Source organism: Pontibacillus chungwhensis BH030062, assembly GCF_000770675.1.
In the GTDB taxonomy this organism is placed as follows: Bacteria; Bacillota; Bacilli; order Bacillales; family BH030062; genus Pontibacillus; species Pontibacillus chungwhensis.
This window is the reverse complement of the sequence record NZ_AVBG01000001.1, coordinates 523280-540848: the sequence shown is the minus strand read 5'-3', so window position 1 is coordinate 540848 and position 17569 is coordinate 523280. Positions and strand designations below refer to the sequence as shown.

Genomic DNA, 17569 nt, shown 5'->3' with positions numbered 1-17569 from the left:
ATATAGTGTACTGAATGAATGAAGCCTTGAACATCTTTTTCCTCACTACCTTGTATTATTCAGTAGTATAAGGTAAGATAATTTTAGTTGATTAGGAAACTTTTTCCTGACTAGTGAGTATTATTTAGTACTGAATAATATAAAGTAGGGGGTGGATAAGTGAATGTTCAATTTAAAAAGGGAGCACTAGAGTTATGTGTGCTCGTTATGATTGCTTCTAGAGATCAATATGGCTATGAACTTGCTCAAAATATTTCTAATAAGATACAAATTGCAGAAGGTACTCTTTATCCCTTGCTACGACGCCTCACCAAAGAAGAATATCTAACTACGTATTTTGCCGCATCTACCGAAGGACCATCCAGAAAATATTACTCCATTACTCCTGAAGGAAGAATTTACAAAGAAACCCTCATCCAAGATTGGAACATGTTCACAAGTGCTGTGACAGAATTAATTGAGGAGGAGAATAAAATTGAATAAGGATCAATTTATGTATAAGTTAGCAAAGCAATTGAGTAAACTTCCTGAAAAAGACCGTAAAGAGCTTCTTTATGATTATGAAGAACATTTTGATACAGGGATGATGAAAGGGCATTCTGAAGAGGAGCTTGCGCGCCAGTTAGGTGATCCAAGGAGAATCGGCAAAGATTTATTGGCTGAATATAGACTTGAACGAGCGCAGGTTGAAAAGTCAGTTAAACATATTTTACAAGCCATATTCGCTACAATGAGCGTAAGCTTCTTAAATTTAATCCTTGTTCTCGGCCCTGCCATTGGTGTGATCAGTCTTTATATAGGGTTATGTTCTATGGCCATCGGTCTGGCAATAACACCATTCCTTTTTATCGGTAGTATGTTCATAGGCACTGTTGAGCCATTCTTCATTAACTTGTTCATTTCCATTACGCTAGGTAGTGGTGGTTTGTTGATGGGGTCAGCTTTATTTTTCGTAGGAAAATGGCTCTATAAATTAACGCTTTCTTATATCCGTTTTAATATAAGAATTGTAAAAGGGGAGAGTGCGGTATGAAGGTATTTATAAAATGGGTGAGTGTGGTTTTTGTTATTGGGATTATAGGTACTTTTATTTCTCTTCAAGTAACAGGGGCCTTCACTCATGAGGTGGTAGATGTATTTGAAGAAAAGAAAGTAAAGGGTTCTTCAATAAAGTATCTCAGTGTCGATACTTCATCTGCAGATATTTACATTGAACCAAGTCAGGACGATACGGTCTATGTACAATGGGGCGGCAAAGCGAGTAAAGGTGTGTGGGAGGATTATGAATTAAAAACTACAAATAAGGGAGGGGAACTTTCTGTAAAGCTTCGCCAAAAGGATATTCTAGGCTTTCAATTTGGGTTCATTCAGAAAGACTTGAAGCTTACAGTAATGCTCCCGAAGAAACTGTATGAAGGTTTATCTCTATCTTCTTCTTCAGGTGATATTTATATAAATGAACAAAGATCCAATAACATGAGTATAAAAACTAGTTCAGGTGATATGGAATTAGTAAAGGTTGAAACATCTGGTGAACTTAACTCGCGTTCATCCAGTGGAACGATTCGTTTAAAAGAGGTTTATGCTGATCGCTTACTGACTGATACGAGCAGTGGGGATGTAATCGGTGAGAAGATAGAAGTGTTACAAGTAACAAGTGATTCCTCATCAGGCACTATCGATTATAGCGAATTAACATTAACAGGTGATTTACAGATCAAAACTTCAAGTGGTGATGTTTATCTCCTCTTTGCTAAAGTGCCTGACTCCTATATCATTGATTATCAATCAAGTTCAGGTGATGAGCGAGTGAATCTAGAAGGAATTGAATATGAACGAAAAGCTGAAAACGAAGTTAAGGGACAAAAAGGAAATGGGGATCAACGTATCGAGATCCGCACAAGCTCAGGTGATTTCAACGCTCAATAAACCTTTAGTGATAAATGATTTCAATAAACAACTAAAGAACGTTCTAATGTGTAACAGGTGATATCGGTCACCTGTTTTTTTATGGAAGAAAAAACTTAAATAGATTTTGAATCTTTAGGTTTCCAAAGAAGCTATTTAGGAAAAACAAAAGTTAGACTGAATCTTTAATGAAGGTTCTAAGCACTCTTAGCAATAATTGAGCGCTGACTAATGGCTTTAAGGATCGATAACTTATCTTGCGGGGTTAACATTCTCCAGCTAGCAGCTTTGATTTTCATATTGAATCTCCTCCTTTTTGATTGGAAAACAAACAAAAGCAAGGGAAACTATTCAACTATGCATTCATCTGATCATTTAGTAGTTTATACCGTCATTCAAACAAAATTAAACAACAAAAATTTCTACAAATTTTGCGACAATTAGGGTTTGAAGCCCTTTAGAAGGAGGAATTATATGTGGTTTAAACATCCATTCTTTAAATATGCAACAGGAACTGTAATTGTACTTATTGGCCTTTATATCCTTGAGTTATTAGGTTTCTTTGGTCCTATAAAAACCATTCTTAAAACGCTTTTTTATCCTATATTAATTGCAGGTTTTTTATTTTATATTTTAAGGCCGATTGTGTCGAAATTAACGAGAACAAAAATTATGAATAAAACGATGGCCATACTTACTGTGTTTCTTTCCATAGTTACAATCATGTATGCGGCTATCTATTTTTTAGCCGGTACGATTCAAGAACAAGTGAAAAACATTAGTTCTAAACTACCAGAGCAATTAAAGAAGTCAGCTGAAGAAGCTCAGAAAACGATTGAGAAGAATGACATGGGGATGGTTTCTGTACAGAATTTGAGACAGAAAGTAAGTAGTGGAGCATCAGAGGTACTCCAATCATTAGGTGATAACGTGATGCAGGTTGTATCAGCCATTACAGGCGCTACAACTGTTCTAGTCATTGTGCCGTTCATCTTATTCTATTTCTTAAAAGATGATCATAAATTTATTCCTTATATGCTTCAGTTCATACCAGACCGTCACAATGCTAAAGGGAAAGATGTTCTAAGAAGAATTAGTGAAACGGTATCTGCATATATTACGGGGCAGGTAATCGTAGCGCTTGTTGATGGAGTATTAATGTATATCGGTTACTTAATTCTTGGACTAGATTACGCTTTAATATTAGGGATTTTTGTTTCTTTAACAGCCGTTGTTCCTTTCTTTGGTCCCATTATCGGTGTAATCCCAGCGGTTATCGTTGCTTTAACGCAAGACCCTGCAATGGCCCTTTATGTCATTATTACACTTATTATCGTGCAACAGTTAGAAGGAAATTTAGTAGCACCGCTTGTGCTTGGTAAGCGATTAAACATACATCCGATTACAATCATTTTGCTGCTTATCGTTGCATCGGCTCTATACGGATTCATTGGCATGCTTGTTGCTATTCCGTTGTATTCAGTTATAAAAGTAGTCTTTAAAACAGTATCAGAAGAGGTGGACAGAGAATGGCTTTTCCGAGATGTTTTTAAAACTAAAAGGTCAGACTCTTGATTTCTAAATAATAATTAAAAAATAAGAGGAGAAGCTCCTCTTATTTTTTATGGTCACCTTGCATGCCGTGCTTTGAATTACGGTTCGCCCCGCGTTGCATATCTTCTTGACTCTTCGTTTCATCTGTTAATTCCACATTTGCCATGCTTTCAGTAGGAGTGGAATTGTTCTTTAATGCTGCATCTCTCGTTACCTTACGTTTTGTCATTGATTTTTCCTCCCTTCTTGTTCTATTAGTTTTTACGTTTCGGACCATATCATGCATCTGTTTCAGAGCGAATGGCTTTCATCATGTGATCATACTCTTCAGGATGGACAAACACATCTTTATCCCAATTTTGTTCCATCCAGCTGATTAGTTCTTGTGGTGAATTAAAAACTTGTCCGCTTGTATCACTTGAGCGAATCATGTACCGACCATTGTCAGAATCAATTGTAATTTGGTTAGGGTACGCCCCTTCTTTGGTTTGTAGTTCAAACTCCATTAGAATACCTCCTTAATATGGCATGCTCGAATCTTGGGGAATGTTTCCTTTAAAACTTAAACAGAACGTGTTTTATCAATTCATTCAATATTAAATGATTAAGATAGCGCCATCCTGGGAAACGTGTAATAGAAGCGTTATACAACAGGAGGTTAAATCGTATGAGTAATAAGAAACGTAATGAAGATCACCAAATGTCTGAAGCATTTACTGCAAACAGTAAGATAAGTAAAGCATTTAGTGGTGAGGACCATGAAGATGGAGGGATGGAAGGGGAGAATTTATCCCAGTACTACATGTACAACAATACACCTGCCATCGATATTGATCCACTAGAAGATACAGATCATGACACAGAAGACCAAGTGAAAAATAAAGAGTAAAAGCCTCGCCCTTCGGCAAGGCTTTTTTTATTCTTCTTCGACGTAACTGTCACCTTCATGATAAGGAATGTCTCCCATAATAGACATCATTCCGTCTTCATCTAAGTCTTCTTCGTATTCTTCATGTGCGGCATTTGGGTAAACCGTAATGTTCTTTCCATACAAGTCGTTACCGGTGAAGTTCTCGTAATCTTCAACATAGCTTACAGGTTCATCTGAATTAATATACGTTTCATCATACTCTGATATATCCTGGCCAGAAAAGTCCGAAGGCGTTTCCGATGTACCGTATCGTGCTACATCTTGCCATGAATCCTCTGAGTCATAAAAGTTAGAACCAGCTGCTTCATCGGAGTGTCTTCTAAGTCCAGGTTGAAGGATTTCTTCTTCTACTGGACGTTCTTCGTGCTCTTGTTGATTTGGGCTATGTTCAATACAAAACGTAGTGGTGGGTAAGGCGTCAAGGCGATCCTTTGGAATATCTTTTCCGCAAGCTTCACACTGTCCATACTCACCATTGTCCATTCGTTCAAGGGCGTGGGTAATATCTTTTAATTCTTGTTCTGCGTGTTCATTTAAAGCAATATCTTTTTCTCGTTCATATAGAAATGTTGCAGTATCTCCTGGGTGGTTATCATAATTGGATAGTTCAGAGACAGAATCTTGATCTGCTTCTGACTCAAGGTCGTAATGATCATTGTGTTCAAGGTGAGTTTCTAGCTCTTCCTTTTGTTTCATCAATTTGTGACGAAACGTTTGTTGCTCTTGTGATGAAAGCATACGATTCCTCCTAACAAACGGTATTAACGATAGTATTAGCGGTGCTTCATGAAATCATGCTGTATATATGTGGGGATTTGTAAAATGATAATATTGGTATGAAAACGCTATATAAACTGAATATTCCGAATTTATGTTTTTTCCTTAACAAAAGGGAATCAAGGGTCTATACTTGTATCCATCAAGAGAAAACACGTGTTCACCTGAGGAGGACAAAGCATGAAAATAGGATTATTACCACGACTCTTAATCGGAATTGCACTAGGTATCATTAGTGGGTTAGTACTTCCTCAATGGGGAATTGAACTGTTCGCTACTTTTAATGGCTTGTTCGGAAACTTTCTAAACTTCATTATTCCGCTTATTATTTTGGCATTCATCGCACCAGGAATAGGTGAATTAGGTAAGGGTGCAGGCAAGCTTGTAGGTTTAACAGCAGGTGTAGCATATGGCTCAACTGTACTTGCTGGACTGTTAGCATTTATTGTTGGAAGTAATGTGTTCCCGAACATTTTAACCGTGGGAAGCTTAGGCGGTAATTTTGAAAATCCTGAAGAATTTTTATTAGAAGGGTTTTTCCAAGTAGAAATGCCCCCTGTTATGAGCGTTATGACAGCGTTGATTCTAGCTTTCGTAATTGGAATTGGTCTTGCTTCTATTAATGGAAACGTACTTCAGAAAGGATTTGAAGATCTTCGAAGCATTATTGAAAAGGTCATTCAGTACGTCATTATTCCTTTATTACCTATACACATCTTTGGTATATTTGCCAACATGACTTACGGTGGTCAAGTTGCAACGATTATGTCAACGTTTATCAAGGTATTTGCTATTATTATTGTTTTACATTTAGTTATGCTTACATTGCAATATACAACAGCTTCCGCATTATCAAAGAAAAATATCTTCACATCCATTAAAAATATGGTTCCTGCTTATTTCACAGCACTCGGAACACAATCATCTGCTTCGACGATTCCCGTTACGCTTCGTCAAACAAAGAAAAATAATGTGAAGGATAAGATTGCAGAATTTGTTGTTCCACTATGTGCAAATATTCATCTCTCTGGTAGTACGATTACAATTGTGAGTGCTGCTATGGCTGTTATGTTTTTAAACGGAATGGAAGTTACTTTTGTTGAAGTATTCCCTTTCATCCTTGCACTAGGTCTTACAATGATTGCAGCTCCTGGTGTTCCTGGGGGAGCGGTTATGTCAGCGATTGGACTACTTCAATCCATGCTTGGTTTTAATGATGCAATGCTTTCGCTTATGATTGCTCTTTATTTAACACAAGATAGCTTCGGTACAGCTACAAATGTAACTGGTGACGGAGCGATCTCAATTGTGGTAGATAAGTTAATGGGGAACCAGGTGGAAACTGAAGAAGTAAACGAAAAGAAATCAGCATAGATTGTATTGATAAGAGGGTGAAATCACTTAAGATTTCACCCTCTTTTTGTATCAGGTGTGGTTGAAAATATCCTTCTAATTGAGGACGTGTTGCAATGTATTTTTTGCTACACTAAAAATAGGGACAATGAGGAGGGGAATGAAGGTGCAAAGGATCATTTTAAATGATGATTTAATTCGAGCAAAGGTCGTGAATATTGAATTTGAAGGAACAACACCTGAAGCATTTCAAGAGTGGCTTAAAGCTCAGGGCACTTTGGCAGAAAGAGAATTTGATATAACCATTTATCCTTCTTCCTTTAACACATCTGAACGAGATACGGGGTTTGATGGAACGGTGCTCCACTTCTACAATCCAACAAAAAGTGTGAACGAGATGTACACCATCTTTCGAGGAAGTGAGCATGTAGAGGTTTCAGACTGGAGACCCAAAGACTGGGTTTACAATATGCTTGGGATTTTTGTAGGCCAAGGAATATCTCAATATCGATCAGCTCAAGCATTTGACGAATATCTTACAGAACATATCCGACGTCATACGAACATCCCGTTAAGGAAAATAGCAATGGGCTTTTCATTAGGTGGAAACTTGGCTCAAACACTTCAACTTGTTGAAACACGATTTGATAATGTATACACGTTTAATGATGCCAAACCAAGCGTTTACCAGCTGGCTGCAATTGATAAGGAATTTCAAAATGATATTGAGGAAGCCTTCCATAAGCCATTAGTGCCTTTTTCTATGATTTATGGAATTCCTATTTATCAACTAATAAAAGTAGCAAGCAAAAGATATGACCTGAAAGATGGGAGGGTCTGTAAAGTTAGCCTCACAGGAGATCTATTGTATGCTTTTCACCAAGTTCCTGGATTTTTAGAGACAGGCCACGAAAAACTTGTTCAAAATGTTAAAGATAATTCTTTACGAAGCGTTATAGAAAGCATACCTCTATCATTCTTTCGTGAACTGAGGGAAGTTCTATTCTCCTACAGCATTATATATGAAAAGGAAGGTTTTGACGCACTGTGGGAAGAGGTAACGGGGATTGATGCAGCGGTTGTTGAGGGTTTATTTAGGTCTATTGTGGATTATAGAGAAGAAGGGTTTCACTTCGGCTTAATCAAAACACTTTTGAAGGTTCTGAAGCAAGGGTTTGGTAGTTTTGGAGAAGTTTATGACCGACTACCAATATTGTCGAAGTTATTGATCCGATTATATAATAATGCTCCCAATTTAATAAAGTTACTTATGGAAAATGGATATGTAACGCACGAAGAATATATTAAATGGAAAGAAAATCTCCATATAATAGATGAGTTTATTAAAGTTCACGCTAGTGAGGCAAGCCTTGATGATATGAAAGTGGATATACGCCTTTGGGGAGCTATCTTAACGGTATATCAGTTAAATGAGAAGGTTATTTATTCGCTCATCGAAGATATTGAAGTAGGTGTAGAGTCTCACGATTTGGATAGCCTTATCTATTATTTACAAACATATGATAAAATATTTTTGTAAAATTATTAGATTAGTATTGCTTCATGGAAAATTTTACGGTACTATTTGATTTATAAGTTGCGAAAACGTTTGCACAAACGTTTTCATTTTTTACATAATTGTGAAAACGATTCCAGATAATAGGGATAAGGGGAGTGGGAACATGTCTAAAATTAAGCAATTGCCGATCTTTTCATTTGATTTTTGGCAAAAGTTCGGTAAAGCATTGATGGTTGTAGTTGCTGTAATGCCAGCAGCTGGTATTATGATCTCGTTAGGGAAAGCACTTGATATGGTTGTAGATGATCTTGTGTTTATGCAAGCGTTTGCGCGAATCATGGAAGATATAGGTTGGTCTATTATTGGTAACCTTCATATCTTATTCGCCGTAGCAATTGGTGGGTCTTGGGCTAAAGAACGTGCAGGAGGAGCGTTTGCTGCGCTTCTTGCTTTTATCTTTATTAACCGAATTACCGGTGCAATATTCGGTGTAAACTCAGCCATGTTAATTGGAGGAGAGGAAACCGTAACATCATTTTTAGGTACTGAAATGCCTGTCGGGGATTATTTTATTAATGTCTTAGGTGCACCAGCCCTGAACATGGGGGTATTTGTTGGAATCATTTCTGGTTTCTTAGGAGCTAGTCTTTTTAATAAATATTATGCCTTTGACAAGTTACCAGATGCATTAGGTTTCTTTAATGGAAAACGTTTTGTACCGTTTGTTGTAATGGTAGGTTCTGTGTTTGTATCACTATTATTGGCGCTTGTATGGCCTCCTGTTCAAACCGTTCTTAACAACTTTGGTGAATGGATTGCAACATCACGCGATACCGCACCAATTTTAGCTCCATTTGTATATGGTGCTATGGAACGATTAATGCTTCCGTTTGGTCTTCACCATATGTTAACTGTTCCAATTAATTATACGGAACTAGGTGGAACGTACATTATTCAGACTGGAAAAAATATAGGACAAGCAGTAGCTGGTCAGGATCCGCTATGGTTGGCTTGGGCAACAGATCTTTACAACTATATGTCTCAAGGTAATATGGAAGCTTATAATGAACTGAAAGAGAATGTTACACCTGCTCGTTTTAAAGCAGGTCAGGTTGTTACATCAACTGCGGCTTTAATAGGTATTGCCCTTGCGATGTATAAAAACGTAGACGAAGATAAGAAGAGTAAATATAAATCTGTATTCCTTTCAGCTGGGCTTGCCGTATTCCTGACAGGGGTGACGGAACCAATTGAGTTTATGTTTATGTTTGCTGCGCCTTTATTATACGTTGTTTATGCGATCATGACAGGTTTAGCCTTTGCTGTTGTAGACTTAGTAGATTTACGTGTACATGCATTTGGTATGGTTGAATTAATTACTCGTACACCTCTTATGATTAATGCAGGGATTGGGCGAGATTTAATTAACTTTGTCGTAACATGCCTTGTATTCTTTGGACTGAACTTCTCAATTGCGAATGTTATGATTAAAAAAATGAAATTACCAACTCCAGGGCGTAAAGGCAATTACATTGATGACGGCGGAGAAGGAGATCGTACGGCAGATCCTTCTATGAGTGAGAACGGAGAAGATCATTCTCAATCCGGTCAAGTTATTGCATTACTAGGTGGTAAGGAAAACATCTATGAAGTAGACGCTTGTATGACACGCTTACGTGTAACAGTGAATGATTTAGAGAAAGTAGCTAAAGAAGATGAGTGGAAGCGTAACGGAGTTATGGGACTTGTTGTGAAAGATAGAGGTGTTCAAGCAATCTATGGCCCTAAAGCAGATGTTCTAAAATCTGAGATTCAAACAAAGCTAGGAGCTTAATATATGAAACTACTGACATTGAATGGACACGCATGGCAGGAAGACAATCAAATGACTAAAATTAAACAGGTTGCAGCAAGAATTCATAAAAGCCGTTATGATGCCGTTGCGTTACAGGAAGTAAGTCAGCATAAAGATGCTCATTATGTGTACGACCATATCAGGAATGATAACTATGGGTATTTAATACAACAGGAATTAAATGCGTTAGGGAGTACTGATTATGAATTAGTCTGGGAGGTTTCCCATTATGGATATGACGTTTATGAAGAGGGGATTGCGCTTCTTGTAAGGCATCCGATTCAATCTTCAGAGTCATTTTATGTGACAAATTCGACCTCCATAGACTATTGGAAATCACGAAAGATTGTATCTGCAAAGTGTGTGATCAATGAGGTGCCTGTAAGACTCTACTCTTGTCATCTAGGTTGGTGGGGTGATAAAGACGAGCCTTATGATACTCAAGTGGATGTACTTATGAGTCACGTGAATGTTGAAGGCTTATCTTTCCTTCTGGGTGACTTCAATGCTTCTGATGAGAGTCGTGAGGAAGGGTATGATTATATCCTTGCACATGGATGGATTGATACACATAAAGTAGCTCTAGAACAAATTGGTGAAGAAACAATTAAAGGGAACATTGCCGGTTGGGACCAGAACAAAGAAGGGATCAAAATTGATCACATCTTTAGTAATCAACATGTGCATGTACAGCAGTCAGAAGTTGTATTTGATGGGAGAACAACACCGATTGTATCCGATCATTATGGCTTAGAGGTTACGTTTACAATCGGTTAAAGAAATGAGGGAATAATGATGGAAAGAGTATGGTGGAAAGAAGCTGTTGGGTACCAAGTGTACCCTCGAAGCTTTCAAGATTCAAATGGCGATGGTATTGGTGACTTACAGGGAATGATTAGTCGGCTTGATTACTTGAAAGATTTAGGTATAGATTTTATTTGGATTTGTCCTATGTACAAATCTCCTAAAGATGATAATGGTTATGATATATCAGACTATCAAGATATATTAGAAGAGTTTGGTACAATGGAAGATTTTGACGAGCTTTTACGTGAAGTACATAAACGTGGAATGAAGCTTATTATCGATCTTGTCTTAAACCATACGAGTGATGAACACCCTTGGTTTTTAGAATCAAAGTCCTCCGTTCAAAGTTCTAAGCGAGACTGGTATATATGGAGAGACCCTCTGAACGGTGAAGAACCAAATAACTGGGAAAGTATCTTTGGAGGGTCTGCTTGGGAATACGATGAGACGTCTGGACAATACTATATGCACTTGTTCTCAAAGAAACAGCCGGACTTAAACTGGGAGAATGAAGAAGTTAGAGAAGTATTGTACGACACAGTAAATTGGTGGCTTGATAAAGGTATTGATGGCTTCCGTATTGATGCCATTAGTCATATTAAGAAGCGCCCAGGTCTTCCTTCTCTTCCTAATCCTAAGGAAGAGAAGTATGTTTCCTCTTTTGATATGCACATGAACCAGGAAGGTATTCACAAGTTTCTTCAAGAGTTTAAAGATAAGACTTACGGAAACTATGACGTTATGACTGTAGGGGAAGCCAATGGTGTAAGTGCTGATGAAGCACACCTTTGGGTTGGTGAAGAAGGAAAAATGGACATGGTCTTTCAGTTCGAACACTTAGACCTTTGGGACCAGGATGCCGACCAAAAGTTAGATGTGTTAGCATTGAAAGAAGCTTTGACTCGTTGGCAGAAAGGTCTTGAAGGAGATGGGTGGAATGCCCTCTTCATTGAGAACCATGACAAAGCGAGAAGTGTTTCAACTTGGGGTAATGACGGTAAGTACTGGCGTGAAAGTGCTACATCTTTAGGAACGATGTATTTCTTCATGCAGGGGACACCGTTTATCTATCAAGGACAAGAAATAGGGATGACCAATTTTAAGTTCCCTTCAATTGAGGATTTTGATGACGTTGCTGCTAAAAATACGTATCAAAACATGATTGAAGAAGGCTACACTCATCAAGACGTGATGAAGGTGTTATGGAGTACTTCTCGAGATAATAGCCGTACACCAATGCAATGGAGTCAAGACGAACATGCTGGCTTTACGACCGCAAATCCCTGGATGAAAATTAATCCCAACTATGAAACGATTAATGTAGAATCTCAGCAGAATGATCAAGATTCTATCTTAGAATACTATAAGACTATGATTCAATTGAAAAAACAATACGATTTATTTACGTATGGGACATATGATTTGGTAAACGCTGATGACGCACAAGTTTATGCTTATACAAGAACTTTAGAGAATGAAACAGCTTTAGTAATTACAAATCTTACAGAATCTGATGTGGTGTTTAAATCTCCGGTATCTGTAAGTCCTCCTTCTCTTGTATTAAGTAATTACAACATGAATGAAGACACAAGTGATACTGAATTAAAACTCTCTCCCTATGAAGCACGTGTTTACGTATTCTCTGCCTAAGTCATACTATCTAATAAAAGAGGACAAAACCAAAATGGTTTTGTCCTCTTTTTTATTATTGGATGCAGTAGATTATATCGCTTAGTTCTGTAGGGGTGCTACATTTAGGCTCTACTGATAAATGGTTTTTAAAAGCTCTTCTTTTAATGGTTCAAACTCATCTTCCTTGCGTGTGTTCTTTGTGACTAATCTCAGGTTGTCAATAAGGTAATAGCAATCATTCTCAAATAGGCTGCAACCGTTTAACCCTTTAACCGTTTGGAAAGCAAATTCCCATATATCATCATGGAATCTCTCATCCATCCCTTTAGCCATTAAAGAAAGCATAGACAAGATTTCAGTAATAATCGTTACATTATGGTGGCTGTATTCTCGTATGTTGGCAAAGCCTTTGTGCAAGTAATATTTAAAGTCTTCCTGACAAAGCATTAGCCTCAGATTACCTTCTTCATCATACAAATATGGAGAGAAGTCAGTAACACTACCAACTTCTTGAAGTAGTTCTGTAATTTGATGAAGAGTGTTCGTAACAGTTAACGGGTCATCATTTCCTAGGGCTCTGATAGCTACTTCAGCAAGTTTATTAACTCCGTATTCAAGGTCTTGGATCTCTGTTTGTTTTTTACCTAGAACAACTAACTTTAAATATTTCTTTTTATCGAAATTTTCTTTATTTCCCCAATAGCTGAATAACGGCGTGTTACACAGTACAAACTCCCCTATACGCGGGTGAAGTTCTATAATTAAACGGTCTTCTTTTGCCTTATGAATGAGTCGTTGGAAATCTGCTAACTGAAGATAGCCAGAGCTTTCTGCATTGACTACTACCCCTTGTTCAGAAGGAAGTTGGGCGGTGGACTCATTTGGATCTTTTCGAAATGGTTGTATCTCTTTCATCAGAGAACTTTGAATAATACTCTTTGAATTCTCTTTCATGCGTGCGGTAATGTTGTGAACTTGTAGCCAAGTGGTCGTGTGGTTAATGAAATACACAAATGTAATGGCTGCAAGAAAGACGGTCGCTATGGAGAGAAACGGGATAGCTAGAAGATATTCTACATCTTCATTAGATACATATAGAAAGTTTAGTAATACATAAATAAAACTACCGTTGAAGATTCCCATAACGTGTTGGGTATTTCGATCGCTTATGTAATTTAGGAGCATTTTAGACGAAAACTGCCCGCTAAATGTAGTAAGTGCAACCAAGATCGAGTTAATCGTGAAGGCACTAAGCGTTAAAACTCCTCCAACTAAGGAACCTATAAGGGTCTGAGTTGTACTTGCGCTAAAGGCTACTAGTTTAGGGAAATAAGATGCTATATCTAGCTTATAATCCAATATAAAGGTTATAGCAGAGAGGCATATGGAAGCTATAATATACCACATGGGCATAAACCAAAGTGTGGACTGTAATTCATTCTTTCTTTCGCGTTTTGACATTGTTAAATATCTTTTTAGTATATAGAACATCCATTCGTACTCCTTTAGTGGTTATATCTATTATTTCCTCAATGTCGACTTTGTTAATCTAAAAATAATTAATTGACGTAAAATTTTTATGATACTAGCCCAAATGGAAGGGGATTGTTCGAGTGTGCAGGAGTAAGGTTTAGGTTGAAGTGTTAGAATATTAAGAATTAAATTATATTTATTAAAATCTCCTTTCCATAATCTTCATAAATCGTTCTGAGAAGAAATCAGACCTCATGAGACGTCAAAAGAAGTGAATAAGACTAAATGGAACCGTTTTCATTAACTATTTCGCCTCTTTGCACCCCACTTAATCGAAAGCCCTTGCATATATTTTTTTGAATGTTACGATAATCTTCGTTGTTACAAAAGCGAAAAAAGGGAGCGTGTTAAAGTAGTGACACAAACAATTGCTTTTTTAGGAGCAGGATCTATGGCTGAAGCGATGATTTCAGGTATGGTTCAGTCAAACCAAGTCACTCCGAGTCAAATTATCGTATCAAACCGAAGTAACACGAATCGTTTAAACGAGTTGAAATATAAATATGGCATTCAAGCGAAAAAGCGTGAAGACTTAGATTTTGCAACGATTGATCTATTTATATTGGCAATGAAACCAAAAGACATTGATTCTGTATTGGAATCTATACGGCCTCACTTATACCCACATCAAACCATCATTTCTGTCTTAGCAGGAATTACAACTTCACACATGGAGAGTCACTTACCTGATAAGCAACAAGTGATTCGAGTCATGCCTAACACTTCTAGCATGATCGGGGAATCTGCCACGGCGATAGCGCCAGGAACCCATGCCCCTAAAGATCGAGTTTACCTCACTAAAGCATTAATGGAATCCTTCGGAGAAGCTTACATCATCGATGAGGATCAGATGGATATTTTTACAGGGATTGCCGGCAGTGGACCTGCTTATTTCTATAATCTTATGGAGCATATTGAACAAGCGGGCATAGAAGCAGGACTTGAAGGAGAACTTGCGAGGTCTATCGGTGCGCAAACCATACTTGGTGCAGCTAAAATGATTCAAGAAAGATCAGAGAGCCCTACTGAGTTAAGAGAAAATGTGACATCTCCTAATGGTACCACAGCAGCTGGGCTAGAGGAGCTTGATCATCACGGTGGCGGAGAAGCCATCGCGGCAGCAGTTAAAGGTGCTACATCTCGTTCAAAGGAAATGAGCAAACAGATGAAACCAACCCTAGTTGCAACAAAATAACATGAAACAAACTATTGAATTGCAGGAGGAACGTATGATTACAGAAACCGAATCGAAACGTATCGTCATTAAAATTGGAAGTAGTTCTCTAACGAGTATGCATGGGGAGATTAGCCGTCGGAAACTAGAAAAAATAGTAGACGAAGTCGTTCGTTTAAAAGATGAAGGCCATGAAGTGTTGCTTGTATCTTCTGGTGCAGTAGCAGCTGGGTATCGAAAGCTGGGTTGTTTAGAGCGACCAACAGATCTTGCAGAGAAGCAAGCTGCAGCCTCTATTGGCCAAGGACTTCTTATTGAATCCTATTCTGATTTATTTCTTTCACACGGTTATGTAGGATCACAGATACTCATTACAAGAAGCGATTTCTCTGATGAGGACCGTTACAATAATGCTAGAAGTACGATAAACGTTTTACTTGATCGAGGCATTATCCCAATTGTTAATGAGAACGACACGATTACGATGGACTTTCTGAAATTCGGAGATAACGACACGCTATCTGCAAAAGTAGCGGGACTTGTAGATGCAGATCAGCTTATTATTCTTTCTGATATTGAGGGACTGTATAATGAGAACCCAAATGATAATCCAGACGCAAAACTTGTAGAACAAGTTCAAGAGATCACAGATGAAATTGAGGCCTCTGCAGGAGGATCAGGAAGTTCGGTAGGTACAGGGGGCATGAAGTCTAAGATTGATGCCTTTAAGATTGCGATGGCTTCTGGGATCGCTTCTTTCTTAGGGAAGGCTTCGACTGCGAACATCGTTTATGATGCAGTTCATCATAAAGCAAAAGGTACTTACTTCACTTCTAAACCAGACACGACCAACCTTAATCAAAAGAAGCAGTGGATTGCCTTTAATTCTGGACCAGAGGGTGAAGTCATTATTAGCATGGATTCTAAGGATATGATTGTTCAACAAAAGAATAGCTTACACCCTGCACATGTAACGAAAGTTCATGGTGATTTCGATAAGGGGGCAGTTGTTCGTGTTATTGATGTCTCCGGAGAAGAAGTAGGTCTTGGTGTTGTGAACTATTCTTCAACAACCTTTAAGTCCTTTATTGGTCAACCGATTGATCGATTATCTAAATATAAACAAGCAGCCGTGGAACGTGAAGATTTTGTATGCCATCTCGATTTTGCATTACCTGTAAGTGTTTAATATAGAGGAGGAATAGATACATGATTACGAAAGAACAAACGAATGTAGAAGCACAAGCCATTCAAGCAAAGAAAGCATCAAAGACACTTTCCATCCTAACTACAGAGGAAAAGAATAAAGCATTACATGCCATTGCAGATCAAATAGAAGCGAATTGGGAAGAGATCCTTAAAGCAAATGAATTAGACCTTATCAAAGGTCGTGAAGCAGGGTATGAAGAAGCGTTTATGGACCGTTTATCTCTTACAAAAGAACGGGTGTCTGAATTTGCAAATGGTCTACGGGAAGTGGCTTCTCTTGATGACCCTACTGGTATTGTTCAATCAGACTGGACACTTGATAATGGACTTCAAGTACAAAAAGTGACTGTCCCTCTTGGTGTGATTGGCATGATTTATGAAGCTCGCCCAAACGTTACGGTAGATGCAACAGGGCTTGCTTTAAAATCAGGTAATTCTATTGTTCTAAAGGGAGGATCTTCAGCGATTGAATCAAATAAAAAAATCGTGGAAGTCATGAAAGAAGGGTTATTGAACACAAGAATTCCTAAGGATGCCATTCAATTTATAGCCAGCACAGATCGTAAAGCCACTAATGCTTTGTTTACTATGAAAGAACATATTGATGTATTAATCCCTCGTGGAGGTGGGTCTTTAATTCAAGCAGTTGTGAACAATGCAACGGTTCCGGTACTAGAAACGGGAGTTGGGAATTGTCACATATACATTGATGAAAGTGCTGAGGTTGATCAAGCCATCTCAATCCTTATGAATGCCAAAACCGATCGACCTGCTGTATGTAATGCGGTAGAAACCGTCATCGTTCATGAAACATGGTTGAATGCCCATAAAGAAGCGCTAATACAGGCTTTACAAGAAAATGGAATATCTGTACATGGCGATAAATTGGCTGTTGAGGCCATACCAGGTGCAACAGAAGCGAAGGAAGCAGATTGGGCAGAAGAGTATTTAAGTAAGCATATCGCGGTGAAAGTTGTAGCTGATGTTATAGAGGCAATTGAACATATTGAAGTGTACGGTACGAAGCACTCAGAAGCGATTATTTCAGAAGATCTTCAAAATGTTGACCTCTTTATGAAACTTGTAGACGCCGCAGCTCTTTATCACAATGCATCAACACGGTTTACCGATGGTGGGGCGTTAGGATTTGGTGCAGAAATTGGCATTTCAACTCAGAAGCTTCATGCCAGAGGGCCAATGGGGCTGCCGGCCTTGACGACAATTAAATTTCAAATGAAAGGCACTGGGCAAGTCCGCTAGATCAATTTACAATTAAAAGAAAAGCTGTATATTGATATAAAAAGGAAGGGATCTGAT

The 17569-nt window shown here is 38.1% G+C and carries 17 protein-coding genes; 13 read left to right on the top strand and 4 right to left on the bottom strand.

From position 1 onward, the window contains the following. Positions 1-159 precede the first annotated feature (159 nt). The 4 genes from N780_RS02755 to N780_RS02740 all read left to right on the top strand — a co-directional run bounded on the left by N780_RS02755 (position 160) and on the right by N780_RS02740 (position 3483). Positions 160-483 (top strand): PadR family transcriptional regulator, encoded by a 324-nt coding sequence (locus N780_RS02755; RefSeq protein WP_036779712.1) that lies wholly within the window; start codon positions 160-162, stop codon positions 481-483. Further along, complete coding sequence (locus N780_RS02750; protein ID WP_036779711.1) at positions 476-1033, top strand: HAAS signaling domain-containing protein; 558 nt, start codon at positions 476-478, stop codon at positions 1031-1033. The genes N780_RS02755 and N780_RS02750 overlap by 8 nt, the downstream gene beginning before the upstream one ends. Beyond that, positions 1030-1929, top strand: coding sequence for a DUF4097 family beta strand repeat-containing protein (locus N780_RS02745; protein WP_036779709.1), 900 nt, complete (start codon positions 1030-1032; stop codon positions 1927-1929). The genes N780_RS02750 and N780_RS02745 overlap by 4 nt, the downstream gene beginning before the upstream one ends. A 453-nt stretch (positions 1930-2382) precedes the next feature. Then, positions 2383-3483 carry an AI-2E family transporter gene (locus N780_RS02740; RefSeq protein WP_052114844.1) on the top strand — a complete coding sequence of 367 codons (1101 nt, stop codon included), beginning with the start codon at positions 2383-2385 and terminating at the stop codon, positions 3481-3483. Between the two features lie 40 nt (positions 3484-3523). Here N780_RS02740 and ykzP read toward each other — a convergent pair whose 3' ends face one another. Beyond that, on the bottom strand, positions 3524-3691 hold the full coding sequence (gene ykzP, locus N780_RS20005; protein ID WP_036779706.1) for a protein YkzP: 168 nt from the start codon (positions 3689-3691) through the stop codon (positions 3524-3526). Positions 3692-3740: 49 nt separating this feature from the next. Next, a complete protein-coding gene (locus N780_RS02730; RefSeq protein ID WP_036779704.1) occupies positions 3741-3968 on the bottom strand; it encodes a hypothetical protein in 228 nt (75 codons plus the stop codon). Positions 3969-4129: 161 nt separating this feature from the next. Between N780_RS02730 and N780_RS02725 the strand changes: the two genes are divergently transcribed. Further along, positions 4130-4351, top strand: a complete 222-nt coding sequence (locus tag N780_RS02725; RefSeq protein WP_036779701.1) for a hypothetical protein — start codon at positions 4130-4132, stop codon at positions 4349-4351. 27 nt (positions 4352-4378) lie between these two features. On the opposite strand, the gene N780_RS02720 is transcribed toward N780_RS02725, so the two are convergent. Continuing rightward, positions 4379-5131, bottom strand: coding sequence for a TraR/DksA C4-type zinc finger protein (locus N780_RS02720; protein ID WP_036779698.1), 753 nt, complete (start codon positions 5129-5131; stop codon positions 4379-4381). A 219-nt stretch (positions 5132-5350) separates the two neighbouring features. On the opposite strand from N780_RS02720, the gene N780_RS02715 reads away from it, so the two are divergent. From N780_RS02715 to N780_RS02695, 5 genes are all read left to right on the top strand, one after another. Further along, on the top strand, positions 5351-6544 hold the full coding sequence (locus N780_RS02715) for a dicarboxylate/amino acid:cation symporter (RefSeq protein WP_036779694.1): 1194 nt from the start codon (positions 5351-5353) through the stop codon (positions 6542-6544). Positions 6545-6689: 145 nt separating this feature from the next. Beyond that, positions 6690-8063, top strand: coding sequence for a DUF6792 domain-containing protein (locus N780_RS19135; RefSeq protein ID WP_052114843.1), 1374 nt, complete (start codon positions 6690-6692; stop codon positions 8061-8063). A 160-nt stretch (positions 8064-8223) separates the two neighbouring features. Beyond that, complete coding sequence (locus N780_RS02705) at positions 8224-9876, top strand: PTS transporter subunit IIBC (protein ID WP_036779851.1); 1653 nt, start codon at positions 8224-8226, stop codon at positions 9874-9876. A 3-nt stretch (positions 9877-9879) separates the two neighbouring features. Continuing rightward, the gene (locus N780_RS02700; protein WP_036779691.1) at positions 9880-10674 is read left to right on the top strand and encodes an endonuclease/exonuclease/phosphatase family protein; all 795 of its coding nucleotides are present in this window, start codon (positions 9880-9882) and stop codon (positions 10672-10674) included. 18 nt (positions 10675-10692) lie between these two features. Continuing rightward, on the top strand, positions 10693-12354 hold the full coding sequence (locus N780_RS02695) for a glycoside hydrolase family 13 protein (protein ID WP_036779688.1): 1662 nt from the start codon (positions 10693-10695) through the stop codon (positions 12352-12354). 111 nt (positions 12355-12465) lie between these two features. Here N780_RS02695 and N780_RS02690 read toward each other — a convergent pair whose 3' ends face one another. Next, entirely contained in the window at positions 12466-13827 is a 1362-nt protein-coding gene (locus N780_RS02690) for a DUF2254 domain-containing protein (protein ID WP_036779686.1), read from the bottom strand. 397 nt (positions 13828-14224) lie between these two features. Between N780_RS02690 and proC the strand changes: the two genes are divergently transcribed. The 3 genes from proC to N780_RS02675 are packed head-to-tail and all read left to right on the top strand — an operon-like array spanning position 14225 to position 17512. Next, the gene (gene proC, locus N780_RS02685; RefSeq protein WP_036779683.1) at positions 14225-15064 is read left to right on the top strand and encodes a pyrroline-5-carboxylate reductase; all 840 of its coding nucleotides are present in this window, start codon (positions 14225-14227) and stop codon (positions 15062-15064) included. Positions 15065-15098: 34 nt separating this feature from the next. Beyond that, a complete protein-coding gene (gene proB, locus N780_RS02680; protein ID WP_036779680.1) occupies positions 15099-16232 on the top strand; it encodes a glutamate 5-kinase in 1134 nt (377 codons plus the stop codon). 20 nt (positions 16233-16252) lie between these two features. Then, positions 16253-17512, top strand: coding sequence for a glutamate-5-semialdehyde dehydrogenase (locus tag N780_RS02675; protein ID WP_036779677.1), 1260 nt, complete (start codon positions 16253-16255; stop codon positions 17510-17512). Positions 17513-17569: the final 57 nt, after the last annotated feature.